Below are 23,668 nucleotides of genomic sequence, written 5' to 3' on the forward strand. Positions count from 1 at the left end.
GGTGTTACTTTACCTATATTAGAGATTCTGCATTCGCTGATCACCTCATTCCGAAATACCAAGACAAGCTATTCCGTGAAAATTTGACCACCAACAATATGCGTTTAAAGGATTAATAATCCCAATTATTATATAATTCTCATAAATAATAATGCTGATCAAAAAAGTGCGGAATCAAATGGTCTGTATTAACGGAATCTCCACTTAATGTTACAGGATTTATTTTTAGATTTGATTTATTGACAGGATCTAAACCTATTAGATCTATACGGCCAGATTTGGGTGGATAGGCCTGACAGCGTCAGAGCTATATATAAGTTATGCTTAATTTTAAGAAGACTTGAAACGAGATGAAATATATGAGGACTTACATTTTTCTACTGACTTTTCGGTAGAGGATTGGAATGCGTTATTAAAATTTAAATTAGGTAAGTATTTCTTAGATGAATCTCTTCTTGAAAAGAACAGGGAGATTCTAAGAACTGAAATTGTAAATTACATAAGATTCTGCACTAAACCCGATTATTTCAAGCTGTTTGAGTGGACGTTTTATCTTTATAAAAATTGTATTGGCTCCGATAAGCAACGAATCATTAAAGTCTTGGCAGATTCATTTGACGACATTTCAAATACTGACATGAAGTGGATGACAAATGTCTTGACGCAGCCAGACGAGAAAGAATTTTCAGAAAGAGATAAAATAAGTTACTACTTCAAGGTTATAGACGAAACCTTGGAGGGAGCCTTTAAACCTCGTTTCAAATTGCTAGACAAACTTGTTAACTTTAATTTAGATGGAAATATTCCTGATAATTCAGGAGCCGACTTTGGGAAAGTAATTAAAGACTTCCCAAATCAAGTGAAAAGCGACGCAATTCTGTTTTTAGAAGACCCTTTTTTTTCAATCTCAACAAATCAGTGGAGAAATATAGCTGCACACAAATCCTTTACCATTAACAAGGATGATATTGTGGTTGAATACGGAAGAAACACGAGGCAATCGCACACGTTGTCATATGACGATTTGTATAAAATCGTTCATTGGACTCAAGATATTTATCGAGTAATTAGATTTGGTCAAGTATTGACCGACTTAAACTATATTGAAGAAATAGTGACCGAATTGGGCGGTACTGAAAATATGAATATTCGATTCGAGTCATCACTCGTTCATATCATCCATAATATGCAAATTGTAGGCTTTGAATTTGTATCAAATGAAGAAGAAGGCGAGATATTTTGTTTAAATGTAAAAGGGAAAATCGATCATGATGTGAAATCTTCTTTAATTCATGCTTCGCAATGTTTAGATCAATTATCATGCGCAATTTACGATGACAAATTTGTCAAAGATAATTTTATAAAAACTAAAATAAGCATTGTTGACAACAACAGAAAAGTTCTTGCCTCTGCGACAATACCTATAGAAGCGGCAGTTAACAAGGCAAATGGTAACTTGACTCTTGACAAATACTTGAACATGATGGAATTCGACATAAAAAACTACGCCTAACACCGGTTTGCGTCAGGCTGGCTGACGAGCGAACTTGGAACTTTGTGCTTATAATGAACTTTAGTAATAAATTGTAGCTTTGTGTTCCGAAACCCGCCCTAACGCAAAGCCCGAAAACATTATGCCTCATTATATTTGACCACACTCTATGACGAACAGTTTTGACCAAAATACCTTAAGAAGCTTATCAAAGATAATTGGAGAGCAGATTTTGACACATAAGCAGATCAATGAGCAGTTTCAAAATTCAGGGCTTGTAGACACAGGTGAAGGAACAAATAAGCCAGACAGAATATATCACACATTGACTGCTCGACAGAAGCAGGACAAATGTGCAAATAATGTGTTAGGCTTTGTAATAAAAATAATCAACCCGAAACGGTACGACAGCGAAGAGGAGTTTGAACGGCATAGAACAGCAATCAACGAAAAACTTCTCTATGAAGGAATAGAAATAGATAAAACAGGACAACCTAAAATCGTTGATAAAGCAAAAACTATATCAGAAGCAAAAAGAAGGTCAATGCGTGTTAAGGAACGTGTTCATGGAATAGGAATTCATCTAGATATTTTGCCTTATTGTGAATCTGAATGGTTAAACGAAAATTATTTTCATGCAATTCTTGAAATAACAAAAAGTGTCGCAGAAAAACTTCGCCAAAAAAGTGGCTATTCATCAGATGGTGCGGAATTGGTTGATGAATGTTTTGGATTGGGGAAAGATAAAAAACCGATGCTTGCATTTAACACTTTGCAATCTGACAGTGATGAGAGTGAGCATAAAGGTTTTGGAAATTTTGTAAAAGGCTTTTTCAGCATGTACAGGAATCCTAAAGCACATGACCCAAAAATTTTAGAAGATACGCAGTTGACAGAGATGACAGAAGTACTTGTTGTTGCAACAATTATTCAAAACAAACTGGACAAAACATTTAAAACCGGATTGAAATAACAAGGCATAACACGAATTTTGCGTCAGCAAGGCTGACATGCAAACTTGGAGCTTGTGCTTTTAATAAACTTTAGAATAAATTGAAACTTTGTTCTCCCTAACACGCCCGAACGCAAAGCCCGAAACCGTTACAAGCAACCCTAAAAACGAAACAGACGACAATTATGAAACTTCCGAACTGGTTTAAAATTATTTGGTGGGTTGGACTTCTAGGTTTGACTGGAACAATAATGTATAAGCGTTTTGACGCAATTACTTCTGGACAATCTCTTCCAGCAGACGTATTCGTATTTTTAATTTTTGTTGCCTTGACACTTGTTCCTATTTTTTCGGAAATAGAGTTTTTTGGAATTAAACTCAAAAAAGAAATTGAAGATTTAAAGCAAGACATTAGTATAAAACTTGGGGACATAAAAAATGAAATTCGTAACAATCAAACACAGTCCGTGACAAACACGTTTCAGGGATACGGTCCACCACCGCCTGACAACAAACTACCGGAACTTGAACACGAAATTAATAGGATTGTAAACGCTAAACTAAAAGAACATGGTGTAACACTTGGCAGCCACTTAGCAAGTAGAATTGATGTGCCTGACGACAATCTCCAAATGTTTAAAGTTCGCTACAATGTTGAAACCCAACTAAGACGAATTTGGGAACAACGATTTGAAAATGGTGAATTAGATGCAAGATTTAAGCATCAATCAATAATGAAAATTATTCAAGACCTAACAAAATTTGAAATTATTGACAATAACTTTTATGGTATATTAAAAGAAATACTATCAATTTGTAACTATGCAATACACGGAGAAAGTGTAACAGATAACCAAGTGAAATTTGTAACGAAAAACGCAAAACAAGTTCTTGACTATTTAAGCCAGGTAAAATAATAAGCAATGAAAATGACTATTTTAGCCTTCTTTCAAAACCCTGGAATATGACGATAGAAAGAAGGGGGCCTTATAAACAGCTGGTTTAAGACATTGATTGGAGATTCTGAATCCGCTGATCACCTCATTCCGAAATACCAAGACAAGCTATTCCGTGAAAATTTGATCACCCACAATATGCCTTTAAAGGATTAATAATCCCAATTATTATATAATTCTCATAAATAATAATGCTGATCAAAAAAGTACGGAATCAAATGGTTTGTGTTAACGGAATCTCCAGTTTATATATAGTATTATTAAATTTATTTGGTTAAATAAAGATTGTGATAGTTATTGAATAATTTAGAAAATGTTCTAAGTACGTTTTGCTCAACGTTATGGTGTCCATTTTTGGACCAAAAGGGAACTTCTGCAGCAGTTACTTTGATTGTTTGAGTAGAATTGAAATTTGAAATGTGAAAGATGTCCGGCTCTTGTAGAGTATCTGACTGATTTGGATATAACAATAACACTTGGTTACAACCTCTCTTGTAAGCATATGAGGTCATTTGGTAAAGGTCACTCTGTGCAATCCCTTTTTTTTTGTCATTTTTAAAATCTCCACGCAGTTTATATTTGGTATCCACAATAACTTTAATCTTATCATCTTTTTTTGATACCAAGAAAATGTCATGTTGCATTTTGAAGATGTCATCGTCTGTTAAATACATATCTGACTTTTGGTACTTTACGTGCCAATCATCGGAAAAATGACGTTCAAGAAATCCTGCAATGAAATCTTCGAATACATATTCCATTGGAAGTAGAAGCGACCAGTGTTTTGCTTCATTGAAGGAATGGCTATATAGTTGACTTTCTAATACCAGTTGACATAGCCCGATTGTTGTATGATATTCTATAAAAAAGGGGCTTATCGGAATATTGTTCAACATGCCAGCATGACATACCTGTTCTTCTACATCATCTAAGATGAAAAGAATATCATCCAGTTTTTGCCGTGTTTCGCTATATTGAGCTTTAGATGCTAATATTCTAGTAACGTATTTGATGCAGCGATTTAACCGATTATCATAATCCAGTGGTTGATGATCGCATTCTAGGACGTGAAAGTTTCCATTAGCAATACTGTTGGAAAGATAGCGGCTAAAATTCAGCGTTCCTTTTGGCATCGTCATGGCCTCTTCAAGATCTTGATAGAGTGAAATAGGATTTGTTGATACGACTTGATGAATTTGATTTGCAATCAAGCTTATGATTAATTCTGGCAGATCCATATCAGGTAAACTGGCCAAGTTTACATTACTAAATGGGAATTTCCATTTTCGGCAGTAATTGAACCAAAAAAAGAGATGTCTTAAGATCTCTGATTTATCCATTTGTGCCTCACGGAATACTTTAGGGTAAATCTCAATATAATCCATTTCTCCTTGAATAAAGCCAATAAAATTTCTTGCTCTGGCGCTATTACCGTCGAAGCTTAAGAATCTTTGCTTTCGATTCAAAGGGGCGGCAGCAACAGTATTAGTATCAATATAGCTTGATAGCCAAATAGCATCCAGATATTCTTCCAGCTTATGCCTGGAAGATATTTTAAAAGATTGGCCAAATTCAAAATTAGGTTCCTGTGGCTTCATTGGCTTGAATTGAAACAATATTCCAAACGTAACTTGTTGTATTAAACACAGCCTCTATACTTGCAAATTTTAAAATGTCTCGTATTTCATCTGTCCTTCCAGAGAAGTATTCCATTAGTAATGGGATAACTTTTTTTAATAAAATCGTCCCTAATGTTTCATTTTTCATGAAATACCCGTGACCTATAAGAAAATCCGCTGTTTTCTTCCTATTGTATATGGCTTCATTAATTTTTTGAAGTATACTCGATGAAAGTTTAGGCAATACTTTATAATCTGGATAAAAGCCTTCAAATTCAAAGCGACGTCGTAGCGCAATATCTACTAATGCAATAGATTTATCGGCGGTGTTCATGGTACCAATAATGTATACATTTGGCGGAATAGTAAAGTCAGGTTCTCCGTTGGGTAAGGTTAGGCTTAACGAGTTATCCGCATCCATTCGCTTATCGTCTTCTAAAAGAGTAATAAGTTCACCAAATACCTTTGATATGTTAGCACGATTAATTTCATCAATAATGATCACATAGTTTTTTAGTGGAGTTTCAGCGGCAACAGGCTGTTGGTATTGATCTATCAGTTGTACTAAAGGCTTATAATAAGTGCCCAATCCGGAATTGAACTCCCTGCGTCCTTCAACAATAGCTTTTAAGGTTTCTACACTAAGTGTATGTGTATCTGATCCATTGGGTTTCTTGAATCGTATGGTGCCATTTTCAACATCGGTTATTTTAAATATATTCCCCGAACGCATTGGGATTTCAATGACCTCGCCATTAGTTAGCGGACTGACCAATTCTTCAAAGATTTCATCAAAAGTTTTAACTTCTTGCTGGTTGTTTTTAAATGCCTTATAATTAGCTTTAGCTTTTTCTACAAGCCGATAAAATATACCTTTGTGAGGTCTAAAGGTCAATTGCTCTGTATCCGTATTGGGTTTAATGCCGACCATAAATTCCTCATAAGAATATCCTTGATGAAAGGTGACAAACTCGATTTGTCCTTCTTTGCGAAGACGATCAAATACAATTTTATTTTCTGTGTGACTCCCAGATAAGTTAGTAGTTATTTGTACAGCTTTATCTATACTATTATAGGTCTTACCGGTTCCTGGAGGACCAAAGAGGATTTGATTGAGAGGATGGTTCATATTTTCATTGCTTTGGGAATCATCCTCTATTGGTGCATTGATTTGTTCAAGAACTTTTTCTCTAAATGTTCTGTTAAAGACCATTTCTTTGAAGTCCAGCTTGTTGTGTTTAAGGAAACCACTTTTAATTGTTGCAGGCAAAAGCTCCATTACTGATGCTATAATGGCAGCAGAAATATCTTCTTTGTTACCCAAACTAGTTGTTTTATTTAGATAAGCCTCAGGAGAACTATCAAATGCTTCATAATTTGATGATATTGGAGTTTTACTGATGTATCGAAAACCTTTTGTTGTTAGGTTAAATATATACCGTTGCCCTATCCCAAAGATAAGTTGATTTGACTTCTCGTAATTGAAGTAAACCTTTTCAGAATCCGGTTGAATGTCGAGTTCGTTGATTAGAAAATCTAGTATTTGAAAATAGGGGCGTAAGTTAGTCTTGATGAGCTCTAAGGTTTCCAGTAGAACTTTCGAAGGCTTAATTTCTTGCCAGAATTGATCGCCGAATGCAAAATAATCTTGATCGACTGGTTTAGTTTTTAATATTTTGTCCTGTAGAGAAAAAAATGTCTCCTTCTTTTCTATAGGGATTTCCAAAGTTTTACATATTTCAACCAATTTGATTTTGTTGAAGACATTGAGGATTTGATTATCACTATATATGTAGGCTAGTTTCCATTTGATGGTGTCCCCCAAGTCAATCCGATCGATTTCATCATACTTTTGATTTCTTGCAGCATCTAAAACCTGGATAAGAAGAGACTTTACTTTTTCAAAGGCTTCTTCTTTTGAATTCCCATACTTAGCATACCAAGCATATTCGCTATCACTTAATCGACCTCTCGAATTATATGTATTATCTTTTTGTTCTTTTTCATATACCCCAAACTTAAAAGCAGAACCACCCCAAATACTGCCTAAATCAGTGGATTTAGACTCTAGCCAATAGCAGAAAGAATCTTTATTAAGATTCGTGTATTCTTGTAAAGAAAGGTTCTTGATTCGCTCATATGGCCATTCTGTTTGGAAATCTTTTATTAATTGGTATCTATGATCAGTCATTGGTGAAACTTAAGATGTTTTTGAAACTTTAATCTAAATTATTGTTGTAATGATCCTTGAACAATTCACCTATACTTTTGAAGGTATTGATATCAAATGCAGGATTTTCTTTTTGCTCCTGGTTCGTCACAAAATCTATTAATATTTTTGAATTAATATTGGTGTTGTTTCGAACATGAAAAGCTATATCTAAAAACGTTGGTCTAAAGCTCGTTTGATAGAAATTTTTCATTTTTGCGCCTAACTCATTCTGCGCATCTTTTTCTAAATCCATATTAAGAATAAGCTTCTGAACTAAATCAAATGTATGAATCAGCCCCACAATTTTATCACTTTGATAGGAAGGACCAAATTTTTCAGGCTTCTTTCTGATAGATTGCAAATTCTCAAAAAGCGCATCAAATCCGTGAAATCTATCTTCATAATGTGTAGTAACTCCGACTTGAGCTCGTTGTCCCTTTTTATTGTACGTGAAATTTCCATACTCCACCTGTAATTGATTATACATAACAAGGATTAAATCGAGGTTTTTTGCTTTCTTCTGGAAATAATTAGATTCTATTTGCTTTGATAATGTTAAATATAACAGTACTACGGATATCAGCGAAATTACTGGTGTGGCCAAAGCATTAACAGTAGTTGAAATTTTCATCTTATCATCATTAGTGAAATCAAAGATCGTCCAATATGATTCTTTGAATACAAGTAGTGATAGAACTAATACACTAAATAGGCAAATTAGAACAATAATGATGGATTGGTAAAATAGATTAGGTTTCATTATATCGTGCTATTTCTTCTTTCCTTTTACCTCATTCTTTAACGTCATAATCTTCGCCAAAAAATCCTTAGCATCGCCGTCTGTAGGTAATTGGGGCACTAATTCTCCTTTGAAGGCTTTATATAGTAAAGAGTTTTTTATAGGCTCAAAATAAATCTCTTGAAATTTACCTAGTTTGGATAGGTTTATATCGAACCATGATAATATTTTTTCTGCTAAAATATGTTTATCTTGATCTAAATCAGGAAAAGGTATTGTAGCCAAGTTCTTAAAATACAATCTAGATCTAACACTTCCTGTAGTTACTGATGATATGTTTTTTATGCCAGATTCGCTTTTTAGATATGCCAATAATAAGTATTTTGAAATATTTTTTGCTGAAAAAACAACATAATCAGGACTTGTAATTGCTGGTTCGATGCCTTCATAAATGGCAATAGAACCAATATTAATTCTCATTGTATTATAAATAAAATCTCCCTTTTCTACAATTTTATAATTTTCAAAATTCTCTTTTGTGCCCGTTGATAAGTCAATTATACCTTCTTTGGCGGAAACTCCTATTTTTTTAAAATTATTATATGATTCACCAACTTTGCTTTTTCTTTCAACAAGAAATTGTCCAAGAATGGTTATAGTAGCTTTACTATAGAATAAAGATTCGAAAAATTTAATTTTAAGTTTGTTCAGATTTGAAATTCGTAACTTAATTTTATCAACCTTTGCAAAGTGTTTGTCCAACTTCGCAACTATACGTTCTTGCTCGGCTAAAGGAGGAAGAGCGATTTTATGCGTTTTTATTACGGTCTGAGAAATATTCGGTTGTGCTCCTCCTTTTCCTTTTTCTATAAATGTTTCTTTTTCTGACTTTAAAAAAAGGAAAAGAAATTTATTCATGTTAAAGAATGTCTTTGCAACAGCACATGCTTGATTAGTGGATGAGTCAAAATCCAATATTCCGGTTTTTCCAATTGTTGCACCATACATTGCTAAAACGACTGATCCTTTAGGAAATATTTTGGCACTTGATTTTTGTAACCCTAGTTCTGTAATAAATTCATTAGAATGTGTTATTAATCCATCGTTGAGATCACCTGTTTTTACCCAAGGAATAGTTCCATTATAGTAATCCGCTATTGCTCTATTCGGTGTACCTCCAGAACCCCATTCTGCAATTTCACCTAACGTCGTTTCCACCCACCCCTTTGGCAATACCTTTTCCATTAGCTTAACTCCTTAATTAAGTTCTCTAATTCTGTTTGGATTGCTTTCAGCTCAGCCAGAGCTTCGTTTGCAATGTCGATTGGTTCGCCTAGGTCTTTCGAATTGGTTAAAGAGCTGTCTGCAATTAACCCTAAATCTAAGGAGTTGTTTTTTGCTTCGATAGCCTCCCGCGAAATACATTGCCAGCGCTCGTCTTTTATAGTTGTTCTCTTCTCATGATCAATGATACCATCAAAATCATGCATCACATGCTCAGAATCTATACCACCGGTATATGCCGTAATGAAATCTTCAAAGGCTTTTTCGGTAAATGGAGTACGTACACCATAACTAGGCATATTGGTACGCATATCGTAGAACCATACTTTCTTGGTGTTTGCTTCTTCTGATTTACCTCGTGTAAAGAACAATACATTCGTTTTAACCCCTGCAGCATAGAAAATACCTGTAGGTAAACGCAGTATGGTATGCAGGTTACATTTCTCCATCAGGTCTCGGCGAATCTTTTGACCGTCACCATCTTCGAAAAGTACGTTGTCGGGTAATACCACTGCAGCTCTGGCTTTACCATCTTTCTTCAGTGAACGGTAAATATGCTGTAAGAAGTTCAGTTGCTTATTGCTCGATAGGTATGTTAAATCGTCACGAGTTGGTCGTTCTCCACCTTTTTTTGTTCCAAAAGGAGGATTGGCCAATACACCATCCAGATTTTTAATGAGTTTTCCTGCTTCCGTAAGCGTATCACCTAAGGTAATTTTACTCTCCATACCATGCAACTGCGCATTCATCACTGCTAAACGCTGTGCATCACCAACGAGTTCAACACCAGAGAATGCCTCTTTGATTTGAAATGTTCTATCCTTGTCATTAATCGCATAATAATTATCATGTTTCTCTTTGAGGTAGTGATCTGCAGCAATCATGAAACCGAATGTACCACAAGCAGGGTCATTCCAACGTTCGCCAAGTTTTGGAACTGCTAGATCCACCATCACATTGATCAGTGGGCGGGGGGTGAAATACTGGCCGGCACCAGATTTCTTTTCGCCTGCATTTTTCTCCAGGAGTGTTTCATAGATATCACCCATTACATCGCGATCATTCTCCTCGTACCAATCCAATTTGTCGATGGCTTTGACAATAGTATTGAAGTTAACCGGTTTGGTCAATGTAGTGGAAGCGTTGGTGTATATTTCCTGAATACTTTCGCTGTTTGTTTTGGTACTTACTGTGGCCAAAAATTCGCGATAACGATCAAAGTTGACAATGTTATCTGTTTCATTCACAAATACCTGCCACTGATATTCTTCAGGAATCTGGTCCTTGAAATCCTTTACTTCCGAAAGTTTCAGAAATAAAATATAAGTCAGTTCGTTCAGATATTGGTGATAGGTTACTCCGTCATCACGTAATACATTACAAAGGTTCCAGAGTTTATTGGCTATTTCTTGTGCGCTCATATATTGTTCAATCGTATTTAATTATTAGCCTGTGGCTATTCATCGGGTAAAAATGCGGTTTTAAAATGGGATTATGCCGTGAAAAGATAACCGTTCAACTGATGTATCAGATTATCAAGATCATCCTCGAAAATATGATTTAGTCTGTTAAATCCACCCTCACTTAAAAAGGGTTGGAGATCCAGATCTTGCCTGGTTAATATGGTTTCGGCTAAAAGTTGTTTTTCAAAACGTTCTATCCATTTAAGCTGAGTTTTATTCCAGGGCTTGAGGACTTTAATCTTGATGATTGCGTTTCTGACTCTTTGCGCTGGTGTGACCAGTTCAGTATTTAATGCCAATGTTCGGATATATGCAATGATATCTGCGGATGTATCGACCATGTTTTTTTCTCTCCAGGCTGCATTTAAGGTAGTTTCATTAAATCCTTTACTATCTAATAGCAATTTTAGCTCTTTCAGGGATTTGCGGTCCAAATCTGCAGGTTTAGTGCATATGATTTCAAGCGCAGCGATTTCATTCTTATTGGTCTGAATGAAATTTTTGAAGCTTTCGATATAGTCCTCAGGTTTTTTGCCATAGCCGTAACCACGCTCCATTACTATAAAATTATCCTGATGATTAGAAATCAAAATCTTATAATTTGCCTTTTTATTTTCGTCTAGGAAAGGCCATAGATCTGCTGTATCATGAATTAAAGATTTGACTTCATTCATAGATAGGCTTTTTATGGAATGGATTAATTCCTCTGGATTGCTGCTGTCTCCAAGAAAGGTAAAACGGTCTAGGTCATCACCTTTTATCTTGCTTTTCTTGCTTTGTAATTTAGCTATTAATTGCTCCTTAAAGCGATCGAATTGCTCTTCGCTGCTTATTTGTTGTAAATCCTGCGCCAGTTGTTTAAAAGAAACTGCAGGATTGGAAACGGCAATCATCTGCGTTTTATCTTTCATGGCCTTGTAAAGATGTACCGCATCGTAGATTTTAAAACTCTCTTTGCCAATATCCTCACAAAGACGCGTCGCACGACCAATCATTTGCTCATACAAAATTCTGGATTTTACAGCCCGTAAGAAAACCAGATTGCAAATTGTGGGTACATCTATACCCGTAGTTAAGAGGTCTACAGTAACTACAATGTTCGGGTATTTCTCGTTTTTGAATTTTTTGGTTTCGCCAGCCGGATCTTTGATGCTTCCTGTTATCTTCTTGATGGCATCCTGATGGACATCTATTCCAATTTTCCCGAATTCTTCGTATAAAATACGGACCACATCATCAGCATGGGAATCACGAGCTGCAAATATCAGTGTTTTCTCATCACCATCTGGATCAAGTTCTTTGACCAGCTGAGCAAGTACGGTTTGGTTAAAGGAAGGTGTTAAGACATTCTTGTTAAATTGATCAACATCGATATGAATATCATCCTCAATGTTTGCCAGTTCCTCAATGGAATTGGTTTCCGGATCATATACAGAAAGCGATTCGCCTTGTTCCCAATGTATACCATTTTCGTTGAGTTCAGTTTTAATGGTATAAGGAGGTTCATGATCTGTCAGGAAGCCGTCTATCACTGCCTCTCGGTAAGAGTAAGAGTGGACAGGCTCTCCGAAGATTTGTGAAGTATGCAATGCAGGTGTGGCGGTAAGGCCGATTTTCCAGGCATCAAAATAATAAAGCAGTTTTTTGTACTGACCGATATAGTCTTCCTGATTACGGAATTCAAGATCATCTTCTACAAATTCACGGTCTAAAATATAACCACGGTGCGCTTCATCTACAACAATACAATCAAAGCTGTCGACAGGTAAAGGTTGCTCTGAGTTAAATACACGATTTACCATACTTTGTACTGTAGCAAATTGAAGCCTTGTCTCATAGTCCGGACGTTTTAAGTCCAGATTGGCAATTTTGTAAATTGAGGCGAAAGACTGTAGGTTTTCTATTTTATTATCAGATATACTGTCTCTAGCTTGTTCGGCCAGTAAGGTACGATCAGTCAGGAACAATATGCGTCGGAAACGGTTCGATTTTATCAAACGATAAATTAGTCCACCGATGGTTCTGGTTTTTCCTGTACCAGTGGCCATGACCAATAGGGCAGATTTATCCTCTTGATTTTCCTGCTGGATTTTTTCTTCTACTGATTTAATGGCATCAATCTGGTAATAACGTAGATTCAGGCCATTAGAAGAAGCTAAATAACTATAATCGCTATCCGAAAGTTTCTGGTTGGCTTCTTTAATATTTCTTTGCAACAGTTCTTCTAACCCTTCTGGGGAATAGAAATTATGTAGTGCTTTGGCTTTATTGAAGGGGTCACGCACATCCAAAAACCATACGCCACTTTTACTTTTTAGCTGCTCAATATAGGACCTGCCATTTGTCGCAAATAGAAAAGGAGCACTGTATTTATTCCACTGACCAAGTGTGTTGAAATGTAGCGACTCCTGGATATTTTCTGCATATAATTTTGATTGATCTAAATTACTGGAAATATCTTGTGCATAGCGTTTGGCTTCTACAATTCCATATAGTTCTTCACCAATAAAGAGTGCGTAGTCTGCCCATTTGGAACCGCAAGGCCATTCCGCAATGGCTATATTTTTTCCTTTCTGTGGTAGTGTTTTATTCGTCTTGTAATTGAAATGGATAGAATCACATTCCCATCCTGCTTTACGCAGTTGCTCATCGATCAGTACACGCGTTTGAGCTTCGTTCATTTCTAATTTGGAGGCCGACCTTTTAGCTCTTTCCGTATAGATCTGTCGTTGCTCTTGGCTTACTGTTTTATGCTGGTTCAATAGCTTTTCATACTCCTGTTTTAGCTGCTGATTTTCCAGTTCCAGGGTATGTAAAGCATGATGGGTATCCAGGTTTTCTGGTTTATGGAATTTAAAACCCGTTATATCTTGGTTTTTAACAGAGTAGGATTCATAGAACCATTTACCTAATTTAAAGGCAGCAAAGAGGGAAGCTGTTGCTTCTTCTGTAGTTCCTTTGAAATTATGTACGGCATGGTTTCCTTTGTGTCTTAATATAGTGAAGTAATCATTGACATTTGTAGGCAGGATGCTTTGGTTACTTAAAACAAAAATTCGATTTTGGAAGGTGTTCTTTTCTGGGAATTCCATTCCATAGGTATCGAAGATCTGCTCGGTCATGTATTCACCATATTGTCTTAATTTGAAAAGAGCAGTTCCTGGATCTTGGTAAAGGTTGTATTCTGCAGCTTTTGCAAGGTTATATAATAATGGATATTCTTCTTCAAAAAATAGAAAGTTGGTTTCAGACATGCGTTAAGTTCATTGTTTCAGATGCTACCAAGATAGTGAAAAAAGGGGGTTAGCCGTCTGATAATGTTTGAATTGTTTTCTTGTATATCTATGGAGTATAATTGTCCAAGGAAGAGGTTAACTGAGCTTTGAATTCTAATCTGATAGCTTTGGGATTTAAGATCTCTACTGCAGAACCTAAGCCTAGGAGAAGCGCATAAAACTCATAGTTGGGTATAATGTCCAATTGGATCACCGCATAATTAGCCTCTTTAGCTATAATCTTTTGGGAAGAGTGAATAGGTTTGGATTCAATATAGGGCCAAAGGGATTTGTTGATCTTAATCTGGATAAGTTGGGCCTGGGCACCTATGGGTTTACTTACACCTATCAGATCTTCAAAGTACTCCTCAGGGTCAACAAGAAAGAGTTGGTATTCATGATGATAGGATTTCGAGAAAGAAATAATCCGGTCTATTGCCAAGTTGGTCAAACTGCTATAGTCTGATCTTTGTCCAAAAAGAAACCAGCGATTGTTGTATTGTTTCAGAAAGAAAGGATGGAGGATAAAGTTTTCTTCCTGATCTTGATTGAATGAGCGGTAGGTAATGTTTAGTACATCTTTATCCTGGATGGCTTTGAGTAATTGCCCCAAATAATCAAGGTTTTTTAGGTATTCGTTATAGTCAAAAAAGATTATATTTTCGAGGTCCTCGAGGTGAAATGTTTTTTTTAATTTTAAGGAAAGCTCTGGTATGAAATCAAATTGAGCAATTCCCTTAAACCGCCCTAGGACTTCGATGGCATTTTTTAAGAGTTCTGCTTCTACGGGATTGATCTGTTGCATTCCTATTGAATACTTGGGGTCTTCGTATTTATAATAGGCTTTCTTTCCTTCTTTAATGGCGATTATAGGGGCTCTAAAGCCGGCTTCACTACGCATGAAATCCATATCCTTAAACAGCTGTCTACGGGAGATAGAAGCTTCTGAACCTGTATATTCTGTGATCATATTGGCAACGTAGGAGATGAGCTCCTCTATAAAGAATTTTCGCCCTTTATTGGAAAAACATCTGTCCAGCGCTTCGTAACGGATGATTGCATGTTTATTCGTAGCCATATTGTATGGGTTTAACAGACGAAGATAATCGTTTCTGTGCACTGTATGTGCATAGTTATTAATGTACTGTGCACATAGGGTGCACAGGTCGTGTTTTACTTTGTTTCGTTATGCACCATCACCACAACTGGTTGCCTGCTATAAACTGATTATGATTTCTAAAATATATATTATGAACAAACACGTACTACTGGGATTTTTATTCCTGTCGTTTTCATCCTGTACCAGCTACAAATATGGTGCTCAAGGAAATGCACAAAAAAGTAACCTGACCATGGGTGTGGTCAAAAGCCAAGTAATTAAAGGGCAAACTATGCAGGATGAAGTTTTGAAATTGTTTGGGTCTCCGAACTTAGTGTCTAAAAACAAATCAAACAGAGAAGTTTGGAGCTACAATAAAATGTCTGTAGAAAACAAAGCCGGTTCTACAGATTTCTTTTCTGGACAGCGTGCCAGTCAAAGCAGTAGCAGTAGGTCTTTTGATCTGATCATCACATTTGATGAAAATGATGTTGTCGCAGATTATTCTGTTGTATCCACCGCATATTAACCCTTTAAAATTATATAAAATGAAGAAAGTATTTACTTTACTATTTAGCGTAGCCTTGTTAAGTTCTTGTGCTACCCAAATGATTACCAAATCCCCAACAGAAGTCAAAATGATGACCACTAAGCAAATGGAATCCAATCAGGATTTAGTTTTTAAATCAATTATTAGCTTACTACAGTCTGAAAGTTATATGGTGGAGCGTGCAGACAAAGAAACAGGCCTGATTAATGCGAGTAAACGTATAGAAAACAAGAATGCTGCAATGCAACGGTTTTGGGTGGGTACATCCAAAGATGCCAATACTTCAAAAGCGATGTTTTATGTAGAAGCAATCAATAAGGACTTATCTGAAGTGAAAATTACTTTGTATGAAGGCGCTGAGACGAGTTCAAATGGATATTGGAGATCTGTGAATAAAGACACGAAGGAACAAATGATTTATGAACCGAAAGTGTATCAGGAATGGTTCCAGAGCTTAAAAGCAGAGATTGAAAGAAGGAAGGCTTTGTTGCAATAGGTGATTTGATATCTATAAGGAAAAATCCATAATATTGGTCTAAAGAATAATAAGTATGAATGATGCTCTTGAAATACAATCGAATGATAAAATAACTTGTCTATGGTGCAGCTTGGATGCTGAAACTTCTAAACTTAGCTTTTTAAAAAAGGCGCATACCATTCCCCAATCGCTTGGTGGTAAATTTTTATGTAAGGAGGTTTGTGATACCTGTAATCATTATTTCGGCAGCCCTGGCTTTAATAAAATGGCAATTGAGGTTATTCTTCGTGAAGCGTTTGAATTGACAAGGAATATGGTGTTTACAAATCAAAAGAAACGGTCAAATCATTATGCCAGGTTTAAGTCCAATTTTTTTAAATTAAATGTAGAAAACAGAACATTTTCTCTGAAACAAATTTATTCGATCCGGCCTGGATTTCAACAGATGATCGCAAGGCAATTTAAGCGTGGTTTATTTAAGGTTTTTTTAGAGGAATTACAAAGGCAGCTGGGTATGGGCATGGGCGATCGGTTTAATTTTATTCGGGAATTTGCCAGATACGATTTGGGTGATTATCCGGTGTTTTATCTTGTTCCAAAATTACCTGTGCTGGCTTATGTTGAGGAAGAATTTATAGCACCCAGATTAAATTTCGGCCCTTATCAGCTGGAGCGGATTGATGCTTACGAATTTTATGAAATGAATATTTTTGGTCATGCTTTTCTAATTCCTACACACAAAAACTGGCATTTAAACTATGATGCTTATTTGGCTAATGTAAATAATTATTTAAGCCATGAATATAAAAAGATGATTCCGATAAATGCATTTGAAGATGTTGATTTTGCCTGCGAGTTTATGAACTCCAAAGGCTCGACTTGAGGTGTTTAACTGGGATACATGCTATTAATCTTTAACCTTTACTATGAAATTTGCTACACCACTGCCCTTAAAAAACCAGTTTATTACAGCCATTACCAGTAAGGAGGCTGCTGATGGTATTTCAATAGCTATTCAAAATTCAAAAGAGCTGTTGGAAGATGCTGAAATTTTAATGAATAATAAACGCTATCCCCGTGCTGTTTCACTGTCAGTTTTGGCTATTGAGGAATACGGCAAGGTGGAGAAAATAAAGGAATTATTATTATCCAAACAGATGGCTTCAAAGATATGGAAAGGCCTAAGAAATCATAAATCAAAGAATTTTTACTGGATGTTTCCATTATTAAAGCAAATGGAAATAAATGATCCTGAATTGATAGCCGAATTCACCTCTCCAAAAGGTGATAGCGTAAATTTTCTGGATCAATTGAAGCAGATTTGTTTCTATACTGAAGCGGTAAATAATCCTGATAAAAAGGGCTGCGTTTGGTGGTTACCTTCGGAGATCACTAATCTTGATGTAGCTAAATTTTATTGTCGGCTTGCAAGGACTATTGTACATGATGATGGAATCCTATGGACTGAGGAGGCATTGAAGGTTTATGCTCAGCATGCTACTTATGAGGATGGAAAATCTTATTATAAGGATCTGATTTCGTATTATAAAGCATTACTGGATGGTAAACACATTACGGAAGATAGATTTCGGAAAATTTATAGCAGCATCACCGGCCAGCAGAAGTCAGATATGGGGGCGGTCGATGGAACTATAGAGACTGAATAAAGGAAACGTTGTGTTTAAATGTACTCTATAGGTAGATCGGCAACGAAAGTAGCAAGAGAATCAATAATAAGGTCAAGATTGAAACCTTTATTTTTAGCGTTTTTGGAGAGTATGAGATTCCAAATTACATAACAATGATAATAACCAATGGTATGTAACCTAATTGTATTGCTCTCTAAAGTCAACTTTTTTTATAAGCATTTGATTAATTGGATAAAACACTGTAAACTGATCCCCTTCGCCAATTTTGCATTGACCCCCACTGGCACTAATGATCAGGAGACTTCTTCTTACAGCAGTAGGGATCTCATTAAGTGCTCATGATCTTTTCAAGATGCTTAAATAATCTAAAAAGATGTCTGTTAAAGGTATAATTATAACATATAATGCCCGTAAGGGCCGAGCCAAAATTTTGAGCTTTTAGGGGCTAATACCCGATGATTAATGCAATCAATCCTAAAACTATGAAGAATATACCTAGCAGATTTAACAGGGTTTCAATGGTTGTCGTTATCAATCCCTTTAAATAGCTAGTATAGATCTGCAGTCCTGCGATGTTTCTACGGTTAAATCTATGTTTACCTATTTGATAACGAATAAATACACCAATTAGCAAAAATAAAACACCATATATATTAAAGTAACTTTCCATAAGAATTAAATGAAAAGGGGATTTCTCCCCTTTGATTAAATTTTTAGTTTAATGCGCTTGCTCCTAATTTTATGTACTCTGTACATAAATCAAATGCAGTTTGCGTTCTTGATAATGCCGTCCCAGTCATAATGGACTTAAATTTGCTTTCCTCATCCTTAAAGTTACGGACGTTCTGAAAGTAGCCAGTTACTGCATTGTAAGCTCCAAAAACAGTTCCTTTAGTGGTTTCAATCTGTTGGCTTGATGCAACTTGTGCATATTCATAGACCTGGTCGATTATGTTGTTATAATTGGTTGATAAAGCTTCGTTTTGACCTGTACGCAATTTTTCTAATACTTCCTTATTAGGTGCCATTGCCATTTGAATAAGACGTTTTACATCTTTATCGCTAATACGCACCCTTGACCACCTATTATAAATTGCTTCCATTTCAACCGATAGCATATTGGTAATGCCCAACATTTTGTGTGCCTGTTTCAACTTATCGCTTGCACTTGCGGTGTGGCGTATCTTAATAAAATTAGTATGGTTTTTTAAAGCTGCGTTCAAAGTATTTTGGCAAACTACACGGATGGGTGTAAAAGATAGGCAGATACTGCCTAAACCATCATGCGAAGACGTCAGCATTAAATATTGCTCTATTAAGTCTTCACGCCCTACACGGATATAATCAGGTAGTTTAGCAGTAATGAAAATTACTGAACCGTTGCCGAGTGCGCCAGCGGTTTCATATTTGATACCATTCTGACCGCCAACGACACTATCAAAAAAGCTAAACGCTTCTGTATTCTGTACTACTTCATAATCCTTGCCGACCTTATCACCTAAAACTGCTTCATTATCTGTTCGGTAGGTGAAAAATGAATTATCAGAAATGATTTCTATACCACTTGGCAATACGTGTGTATTGGGGCTTTTTGCAACTTCAAAATTAAGTCCTGCGTATTCGATTGCTTCGGCACTTGTCGGGTAATGTTCTATTATTTGTCCTAGATTGTGCCATGCGGGTTGTTTTACAGACATAAAGCTATATTTCCCTGTCTGCTCATTATAATTAAGATTGTGTGCCATGATTGATTTTTTTAAGATTTCTAACTCTTGATACTAAGATTTCGGTTTCCAGTATATTAACATTTGCGGTATCGGTTAAACTAAGCTTTGATTGTGTTTCTATTTCATTAACAATCCCTGTAATACTGGTATGGTCGGTATGGACTACCACACGAACCATGATAAAAAGTGTTTCGTATTTCATATTGGTAAACTATAGTTGGCTTTAAATTCCCTGAACTGATTATAAAAGGCAGTCGGGTTGTTATTCTCAAACTCTTCTGCATAACCTTCCCAATACATCCCATCTAGAAATTCCATAAATGCTGCTAACATGATTGTAGTTTTAAATGTGAAAAGAAGCGCCCCGATAATTAGGGGCGCAAATGATTTAAAGATTTAAAGAAATTTGTCCCTCAACTTCTGCCAATTTATCGGTGCAAAGTGATTTAATGCTATTGGATACTTCATTAATGATAAATGGGTTTTTGGTGCTGAACGTATTGCCGTTATCATCAGTAATTTTCAATTCGCAACGCTGAAAGTGATTTAAACTCGTTTCTTCGGCTTCATCTTCCTGTTTAATCTCGAAGGCTTCCAGTTCGTCAATTGTTCCGATTAATTTCTCCCTTTGATTTGATAGACGGTTTAAGTCTTTGATTTTTTTAAGGGTTTGCTCTAAGTTCAAAGCTGGTCTTTCCTGCTCTAACTGAAATTTTATTTCCTTTTTTGTCAGCTCTGCTTTTGATGCTTCCTGCTCGGAAACCGTTGCAGGTTTTTCCGTTTGTACTGGTTTTACTGCATCTTGCGATTTAACTGCTTCGGGTTTTGGTTGTTCTTTTTCTTGCTCTGATTTGTTAGATACTGCATTTACAGGATTTCCTGCTACAAATCTTTGGGTTTTTTCTGTTTTAACGGTGTTTTGGTTTACCTGTCCGTTTTCTTTTACTTTCGTTTCCATTTTGAAAAAAATTAAGTTGTTTACCCTGCTTACTACCTTTCGGCAGGAGCCATTTCCGGCTTTTTGTTAAGCAACCTCATCTGATTGAGCAGGGATGGCAGACAAGACTTTGCCGAAAAAAAAACCTCGTGAGCGCAGCGAGCAGGGAAGATTTTTTTCGAGCAAACCCGTAGGGCTTGGTCTTTTCTGACGATACTGCGAATCAGAACTTTCTGCGCAAACAGCCCAAACCAGCCAAATCCAATGGTGACAAAAGTTATCAGTAATTAATAAAGGGCAAGCAAGTGTGGCTGTAGGAACGGAGGCCACTCTTGCAGAATTCTGGAAAACGGCTGAGTGGAAGAATGGAACGAAGTGGTTTGATCTAGGGCCCCACCCGATATTAGTTCAAAAGTTATCTAACCGTTAGTCGATTAAAAGCGGGAAGATTTATTGAATGTGTTTAGAACGACTCCTAATTAGGAGCCCAATCTACCAAGCATTATAAATACTTTGAACAAAATATAACTAAATATCCTGTAATGGAAGAATTTCGTAAGGAAGGGAAACTTCGTTATATCGGCCAGTTTTATGATGGCAATAGCTGATAACACTACAATTTAGACATTTAATTGGTTGTGAAAGCTGTTGTCCATTAACCTCTAGAAATTGAGTCTTACTAAATTTATCTACGTCATTCATCGTGGTCTGAAGTAGGTTTCTACTCTTTTGGTCAAGTGAAACTTTTGTTAGTCTATAATCAATAATCACAATCTTTTTCTCATCGTCTTTTCCATCTTCTACTATTTGATGCGTGTAATACCAAGTTAGAAATAAACCAAAGCTGAGCTTATAATTATTAAAGTGTTCGATAAAACTATAATGTTTAATTAGGTCACTTTCAAAGGGGTTTTTGAAATCGGTAGATTGGTACCTACTAAATTTTTCGGTAACAACAAAACGGGCACCTTTTGGATGAAGAAAAATATAATCAGGCGCACCACTTATATTTTTATCAGAGCCTTCCATAATCTTAACTTCCTTAGTCGTTGCGTTATTTAATTCTATTTTAGATTCAAAGATTGCATTAAACTTATCTAAAGTATCTTGATTCATTTCAATATTGGTGTCATTAAAGGCAAGCTTAATATCTTTCGATTTATGAAAAATTTTATAGCGATCGACGAGGTATATCTTTTCCCTTTTCCATTCGTCTTTTTGCCAACTTTCAGGAGAATAAACCCTGAAAGTTCTATTAATAGCATAACTCACTGGGCAATATTTAAAATGAGAAAGATCACTGACCGAAAGTCTTTTGTTTCTACTATAAATAATTTCCGCATTCCGTTTTTTTCGCAAGTTAATCTCTTCAGATAAATTCTTTAACACTAGGGCCAGAGGTTTTATATAGATTTTTGGAATTCCATCGTACTCAAAATTGAAACTTTTAGATATCACCTTATAAAAAGCCGTATGCTTTTCCCCACTAAATCCTAGTCTCGACATTTGATCTGCAATATACCCGTTATACGAGCCAAGGGAAATCAATGCATAGGCATACTGTATAAAGTACCGTTTTCTATCAGCAGGATAAGAGATATCATTAAATCTAAATACATTATTGTCTAGAATTGACTGATCTAATTTATCAAGCCACTTCAACTTTTGATTAGGTTTATCATCCAAGCGCATTACAACACCAAGCACCGTTTTAATATATACTCGTCCTGTATCACTACTGTATTGATCACATTGAGCTAAAATTTTTTCCCCGTCCTCTTCGAAATTCTGATTTTTATAATTTTTTATTAACTGCTTATAATCTAACCAAAGTAACTCAGTTTTCATTGGTAACATATTAGGAAATAGCAGATTAAATTTTAAGTGGAATTCTCGACATTCGTCCAGCTGATCAGTTTGTCTCAAACAAACAGCGATAAAATAACCTGTCCATGCATCTTTAACTTCAGTCCAAAGTCGCTCATAGATTTCGAGTGCCTCCACGTATTTTTTTTCATCCTTAAGTTTTTTGGCAATTTTTTTCGATTCAGATTGAGTCATAAGAGAATTAATAACAATTAAAGTTATTAATAAAAAACAAAAAAGAGTATGTTAATATATTTGGCAGATGAAATACAAAACCCTGCTCAAATAAATGAACAGGGTCATGTTTCTGTAGTAAATGGGTTTTAAGAAAGTAATTTATATATTGTAAATTTAAGGCAGAGGAATTATTTAAAGTGTCAGTTCACTTTCCTGATCCTTGCTTTTACTTTTGGACTTATCCTTACCATTATCTTTGCCCAAATCCTGATCCTTACGGTAATCCTCACGCTTAACAGGTTTACCGCTCAATTCAAAGAAATTCAGATTGGTGTATCTTGGCACTGCTTCAATTCTCAATTTCTTGTCTTTACCATCAAGGCCGATAACACTGACCAATGGTTTATTGCCGTTCTGAATTTCGGTAATGAGTTTTTCAGCTGTTTCCTTTTTATCCATTTCTTTGATTCCGTAAGTGGAAAGTTCTTTTTTCAAATCAAAGCCATAACCTTCGCCAAACTGTTTAATGGCGTAATTGCCATATTTGTCCTTTGCCTGATCAAATTGGTAAATGCTCCATGCCTTGTACTGTACACCTGCACGACTGACCATATCATCTCGATAAGCGGAACGTCCCTGTAGCATATTAGCGGCTTGTTCTACGGTATAACCTTTCCCGCGGTCGATGTAATGGGAGTTTTTCAGCACAGGGCTATAAAAAGTTTGTTGAAACTCTTTTTTGACAAAATCTACCTTTCCATCTTTCATGGTGGCAAGGGTATCCCTGTATTGCAAGTCTTTATCGGTTACCTTGCCAGTTGCAAGCTCTGATGATTTGGTCTGTTCTCTGAAAAAATCCATTGCCTGCGCAGCACTATCAAACTTTCGGATCAGGTTTTTACCCTTATCATCAGGGGTGATAACCATGTACTGATGTTCCTTTTCCAATGGCTTAGCCTTGCTATGTGCGATATCAAATTTGTTAAAGTAGTAATAATCCGATTGGCCAGACTTTTTCAAGTGTATGGTCAAATCCATCATGCCCTTATCTGCGAGAATCTGTCCACGAATCGCAAATTTTTCAATGCCATGTTCCATCATGGATTCTGCGGCTGTAATCATTTTCTCAGGGACTTTTAGCGCTGTGGCTTCAGCTTTAAAATTTTCTAATGAATTTCTATTCATGTTCTAAA

Annotated in this window: 20 protein-coding genes and 1 pseudogene; 8 read left to right on the forward strand and 13 right to left on the reverse strand. The window is 36.0% G+C overall.

What is annotated here, in order from left to right:
- Positions 1-340: 340 nt before the first annotated feature.
- The 3 genes from BLR53_RS06750 to BLR53_RS06760 all read left to right on the forward strand — a co-directional run bounded on the left by BLR53_RS06750 (position 341) and on the right by BLR53_RS06760 (position 3,361).
- On the forward strand, positions 341-1,513 hold the full coding sequence (locus BLR53_RS06750; protein WP_074588227.1) for a hypothetical protein: 1,173 nt from the start codon (positions 341-343) through the stop codon (positions 1,511-1,513).
- 148 nt (positions 1,514-1,661) lie between these two features.
- Positions 1,662-2,465 carry a TIGR02391 family protein gene (locus BLR53_RS06755; RefSeq protein WP_074588230.1) on the forward strand — a complete coding sequence of 268 codons (804 nt, stop codon included), beginning with the start codon at positions 1,662-1,664 and terminating at the stop codon, positions 2,463-2,465.
- Positions 2,466-2,629: 164 nt separating this feature from the next.
- Positions 2,630-3,361, forward strand: a complete 732-nt coding sequence (locus BLR53_RS06760) for a hypothetical protein (protein ID WP_074588233.1) — start codon at positions 2,630-2,632, stop codon at positions 3,359-3,361.
- 305 nt (positions 3,362-3,666) lie between these two features.
- On the opposite strand, the gene BLR53_RS06765 is transcribed toward BLR53_RS06760, so the two are convergent.
- The 7 genes from BLR53_RS06765 to BLR53_RS06795 form a co-directional block, all read right to left on the reverse strand.
- Entirely contained in the window at positions 3,667-4,998 is a 1,332-nt protein-coding gene (locus BLR53_RS06765; protein ID WP_074588236.1) for an McrC family protein, read from the reverse strand.
- Positions 4,979-7,210 carry an AAA family ATPase gene (locus BLR53_RS06770; protein WP_074588239.1) on the reverse strand — a complete coding sequence of 744 codons (2,232 nt, stop codon included), beginning with the start codon at positions 7,208-7,210 and terminating at the stop codon, positions 4,979-4,981. Before BLR53_RS06770 ends, BLR53_RS06765 begins: the two co-directional genes overlap by 20 nt.
- A gap of 28 nt (positions 7,211-7,238) precedes the next feature.
- The gene (locus BLR53_RS06775) at positions 7,239-7,862 is read right to left on the reverse strand and encodes a hypothetical protein (RefSeq protein WP_074588244.1); all 624 of its coding nucleotides are present in this window, start codon (positions 7,860-7,862) and stop codon (positions 7,239-7,241) included.
- Between the two features lie 138 nt (positions 7,863-8,000).
- Complete coding sequence (locus BLR53_RS06780; protein ID WP_074588248.1) at positions 8,001-9,215, reverse strand: restriction endonuclease subunit S; 1,215 nt, start codon at positions 9,213-9,215, stop codon at positions 8,001-8,003.
- Positions 9,215-10,675, reverse strand: a complete 1,461-nt coding sequence (locus BLR53_RS06785) for a class I SAM-dependent DNA methyltransferase (RefSeq protein WP_074588253.1) — start codon at positions 10,673-10,675, stop codon at positions 9,215-9,217. The genes BLR53_RS06780 and BLR53_RS06785 overlap by 1 nt, the downstream gene beginning before the upstream one ends.
- A gap of 71 nt (positions 10,676-10,746) precedes the next feature.
- The gene (hsdR, locus tag BLR53_RS06790; RefSeq protein ID WP_074588259.1) at positions 10,747-13,971 is read right to left on the reverse strand and encodes a type I restriction-modification system endonuclease; all 3,225 of its coding nucleotides are present in this window, start codon (positions 13,969-13,971) and stop codon (positions 10,747-10,749) included.
- An 88-nt stretch (positions 13,972-14,059) separates the two neighbouring features.
- On the reverse strand, positions 14,060-15,070 hold the full coding sequence (locus tag BLR53_RS06795) for a helix-turn-helix transcriptional regulator (protein ID WP_074588264.1): 1,011 nt from the start codon (positions 15,068-15,070) through the stop codon (positions 14,060-14,062).
- A gap of 172 nt (positions 15,071-15,242) precedes the next feature.
- Here BLR53_RS06795 and BLR53_RS06800 point away from each other — a divergent pair, with 172 nt between their 5' ends.
- The 5 genes and pseudogenes from BLR53_RS06800 to BLR53_RS06815 all read left to right on the forward strand — a co-directional run bounded on the left by BLR53_RS06800 (position 15,243) and on the right by BLR53_RS06815 (position 17,786).
- On the forward strand, positions 15,243-15,620 hold the full coding sequence (locus tag BLR53_RS06800) for a hypothetical protein (protein ID WP_143007837.1): 378 nt from the start codon (positions 15,243-15,245) through the stop codon (positions 15,618-15,620).
- Positions 15,621-15,639: 19 nt separating this feature from the next.
- Complete coding sequence (locus tag BLR53_RS06805; protein ID WP_143007838.1) at positions 15,640-16,137, forward strand: hypothetical protein; 498 nt, start codon at positions 15,640-15,642, stop codon at positions 16,135-16,137.
- Between the two features lie 55 nt (positions 16,138-16,192).
- A pseudogene (locus tag BLR53_RS20300) lies at positions 16,193-16,354 on the forward strand (HNH endonuclease); the annotation flags it as partial.
- A gap of 30 nt (positions 16,355-16,384) precedes the next feature.
- The gene (locus BLR53_RS06810; protein ID WP_244889460.1) at positions 16,385-17,002 is read left to right on the forward strand and encodes a hypothetical protein; all 618 of its coding nucleotides are present in this window, start codon (positions 16,385-16,387) and stop codon (positions 17,000-17,002) included.
- A 43-nt stretch (positions 17,003-17,045) separates the two neighbouring features.
- Positions 17,046-17,786 (forward strand): AbiV family abortive infection protein, encoded by a 741-nt coding sequence (locus BLR53_RS06815; RefSeq protein ID WP_074588280.1) that lies wholly within the window; start codon positions 17,046-17,048, stop codon positions 17,784-17,786.
- Positions 17,787-18,481: 695 nt separating this feature from the next.
- On the opposite strand, the gene BLR53_RS06825 is transcribed toward BLR53_RS06815, so the two are convergent.
- From BLR53_RS06825 to BLR53_RS06845, 6 genes are all read right to left on the reverse strand, one after another.
- Positions 18,482-19,513 carry a DUF932 domain-containing protein gene (locus tag BLR53_RS06825; RefSeq protein WP_074588286.1) on the reverse strand — a complete coding sequence of 344 codons (1,032 nt, stop codon included), beginning with the start codon at positions 19,511-19,513 and terminating at the stop codon, positions 18,482-18,484.
- Positions 19,497-19,697, reverse strand: a complete 201-nt coding sequence (locus BLR53_RS06830) for a hypothetical protein (RefSeq protein ID WP_074588289.1) — start codon at positions 19,695-19,697, stop codon at positions 19,497-19,499. Before BLR53_RS06830 ends, BLR53_RS06825 begins: the two co-directional genes overlap by 17 nt.
- Positions 19,694-19,828, reverse strand: coding sequence for a hypothetical protein (locus BLR53_RS20220; protein WP_280513380.1), 135 nt, complete (start codon positions 19,826-19,828; stop codon positions 19,694-19,696). The genes BLR53_RS06830 and BLR53_RS20220 overlap by 4 nt, the downstream gene beginning before the upstream one ends.
- A gap of 55 nt (positions 19,829-19,883) precedes the next feature.
- Positions 19,884-20,453: a hypothetical protein gene (locus BLR53_RS06835; protein WP_074588291.1), complete on the reverse strand. Its 570-nt coding sequence runs from the start codon at positions 20,451-20,453 to the stop codon at positions 19,884-19,886.
- 507 nt (positions 20,454-20,960) lie between these two features.
- The gene (locus tag BLR53_RS06840) at positions 20,961-22,493 is read right to left on the reverse strand and encodes a hypothetical protein (protein WP_074588295.1); all 1,533 of its coding nucleotides are present in this window, start codon (positions 22,491-22,493) and stop codon (positions 20,961-20,963) included.
- Between the two features lie 174 nt (positions 22,494-22,667).
- Entirely contained in the window at positions 22,668-23,660 is a 993-nt protein-coding gene (locus BLR53_RS06845; RefSeq protein ID WP_074588297.1) for a hypothetical protein, read from the reverse strand.
- Positions 23,661-23,668 lie beyond the last annotated feature (8 nt).

Source organism: Pedobacter antarcticus (genome assembly GCF_900103515.1).
In the GTDB taxonomy this organism is placed as follows: Bacteria; Bacteroidota; Bacteroidia; order Sphingobacteriales; family Sphingobacteriaceae; genus Pedobacter; species Pedobacter antarcticus.

Coding starts and splice junctions, on each gene's coding strand:
- BLR53_RS06755 (WP_074588230.1), top strand. CDS start 1,662: ATGACGAACAGTTTTGACCAAAATACCTTAAGAAGCTTATCAAAGATA.
- BLR53_RS06760 (WP_074588233.1), top strand. CDS start 2,630: ATGAAACTTCCGAACTGGTTTAAAATTATTTGGTGGGTTGGACTTCTA.
- BLR53_RS06765 (WP_074588236.1), bottom strand. CDS start 4,998: ATGAAGCCACAGGAACCTAATTTTGAATTTGGCCAATCTTTTAAAATA.
- BLR53_RS06770 (WP_074588239.1), bottom strand. CDS start 7,210: ATGACTGATCATAGATACCAATTAATAAAAGATTTCCAAACAGAATGG.
- BLR53_RS06775 (WP_074588244.1), bottom strand. CDS start 7,862: ATGAAAATTTCAACTACTGTTAATGCTTTGGCCACACCAGTAATTTCG.
- BLR53_RS06780 (WP_074588248.1), bottom strand. CDS start 9,215: ATGGAAAAGGTATTGCCAAAGGGGTGGGTGGAAACGACGTTAGGTGAA.
- BLR53_RS06785 (WP_074588253.1), bottom strand. CDS start 10,675: ATGAGCGCACAAGAAATAGCCAATAAACTCTGGAACCTTTGTAATGTA.
- hsdR (WP_074588259.1), bottom strand. CDS start 13,971: ATGTCTGAAACCAACTTTCTATTTTTTGAAGAAGAATATCCATTATTA.
- BLR53_RS06795 (WP_074588264.1), bottom strand. CDS start 15,070: ATGGCTACGAATAAACATGCAATCATCCGTTACGAAGCGCTGGACAGA.
- BLR53_RS06800 (WP_143007837.1), top strand. CDS start 15,243: ATGAACAAACACGTACTACTGGGATTTTTATTCCTGTCGTTTTCATCC.
- BLR53_RS06805 (WP_143007838.1), top strand. CDS start 15,640: ATGAAGAAAGTATTTACTTTACTATTTAGCGTAGCCTTGTTAAGTTCT.
- BLR53_RS06810 (WP_244889460.1), top strand. CDS start 16,385: ATGGCAATTGAGGTTATTCTTCGTGAAGCGTTTGAATTGACAAGGAAT.
- BLR53_RS06815 (WP_074588280.1), top strand. CDS start 17,046: ATGAAATTTGCTACACCACTGCCCTTAAAAAACCAGTTTATTACAGCC.
- BLR53_RS06825 (WP_074588286.1), bottom strand. CDS start 19,513: ATGGCACACAATCTTAATTATAATGAGCAGACAGGGAAATATAGCTTT.
- BLR53_RS06830 (WP_074588289.1), bottom strand. CDS start 19,697: ATGAAATACGAAACACTTTTTATCATGGTTCGTGTGGTAGTCCATACC.
- BLR53_RS20220 (WP_280513380.1), bottom strand. CDS start 19,828: ATGTTAGCAGCATTTATGGAATTTCTAGATGGGATGTATTGGGAAGGT.
- BLR53_RS06835 (WP_074588291.1), bottom strand. CDS start 20,453: ATGGAAACGAAAGTAAAAGAAAACGGACAGGTAAACCAAAACACCGTT.
- BLR53_RS06840 (WP_074588295.1), bottom strand. CDS start 22,493: ATGACTCAATCTGAATCGAAAAAAATTGCCAAAAAACTTAAGGATGAA.
- BLR53_RS06845 (WP_074588297.1), bottom strand. CDS start 23,660: ATGAATAGAAATTCATTAGAAAATTTTAAAGCTGAAGCCACAGCGCTA.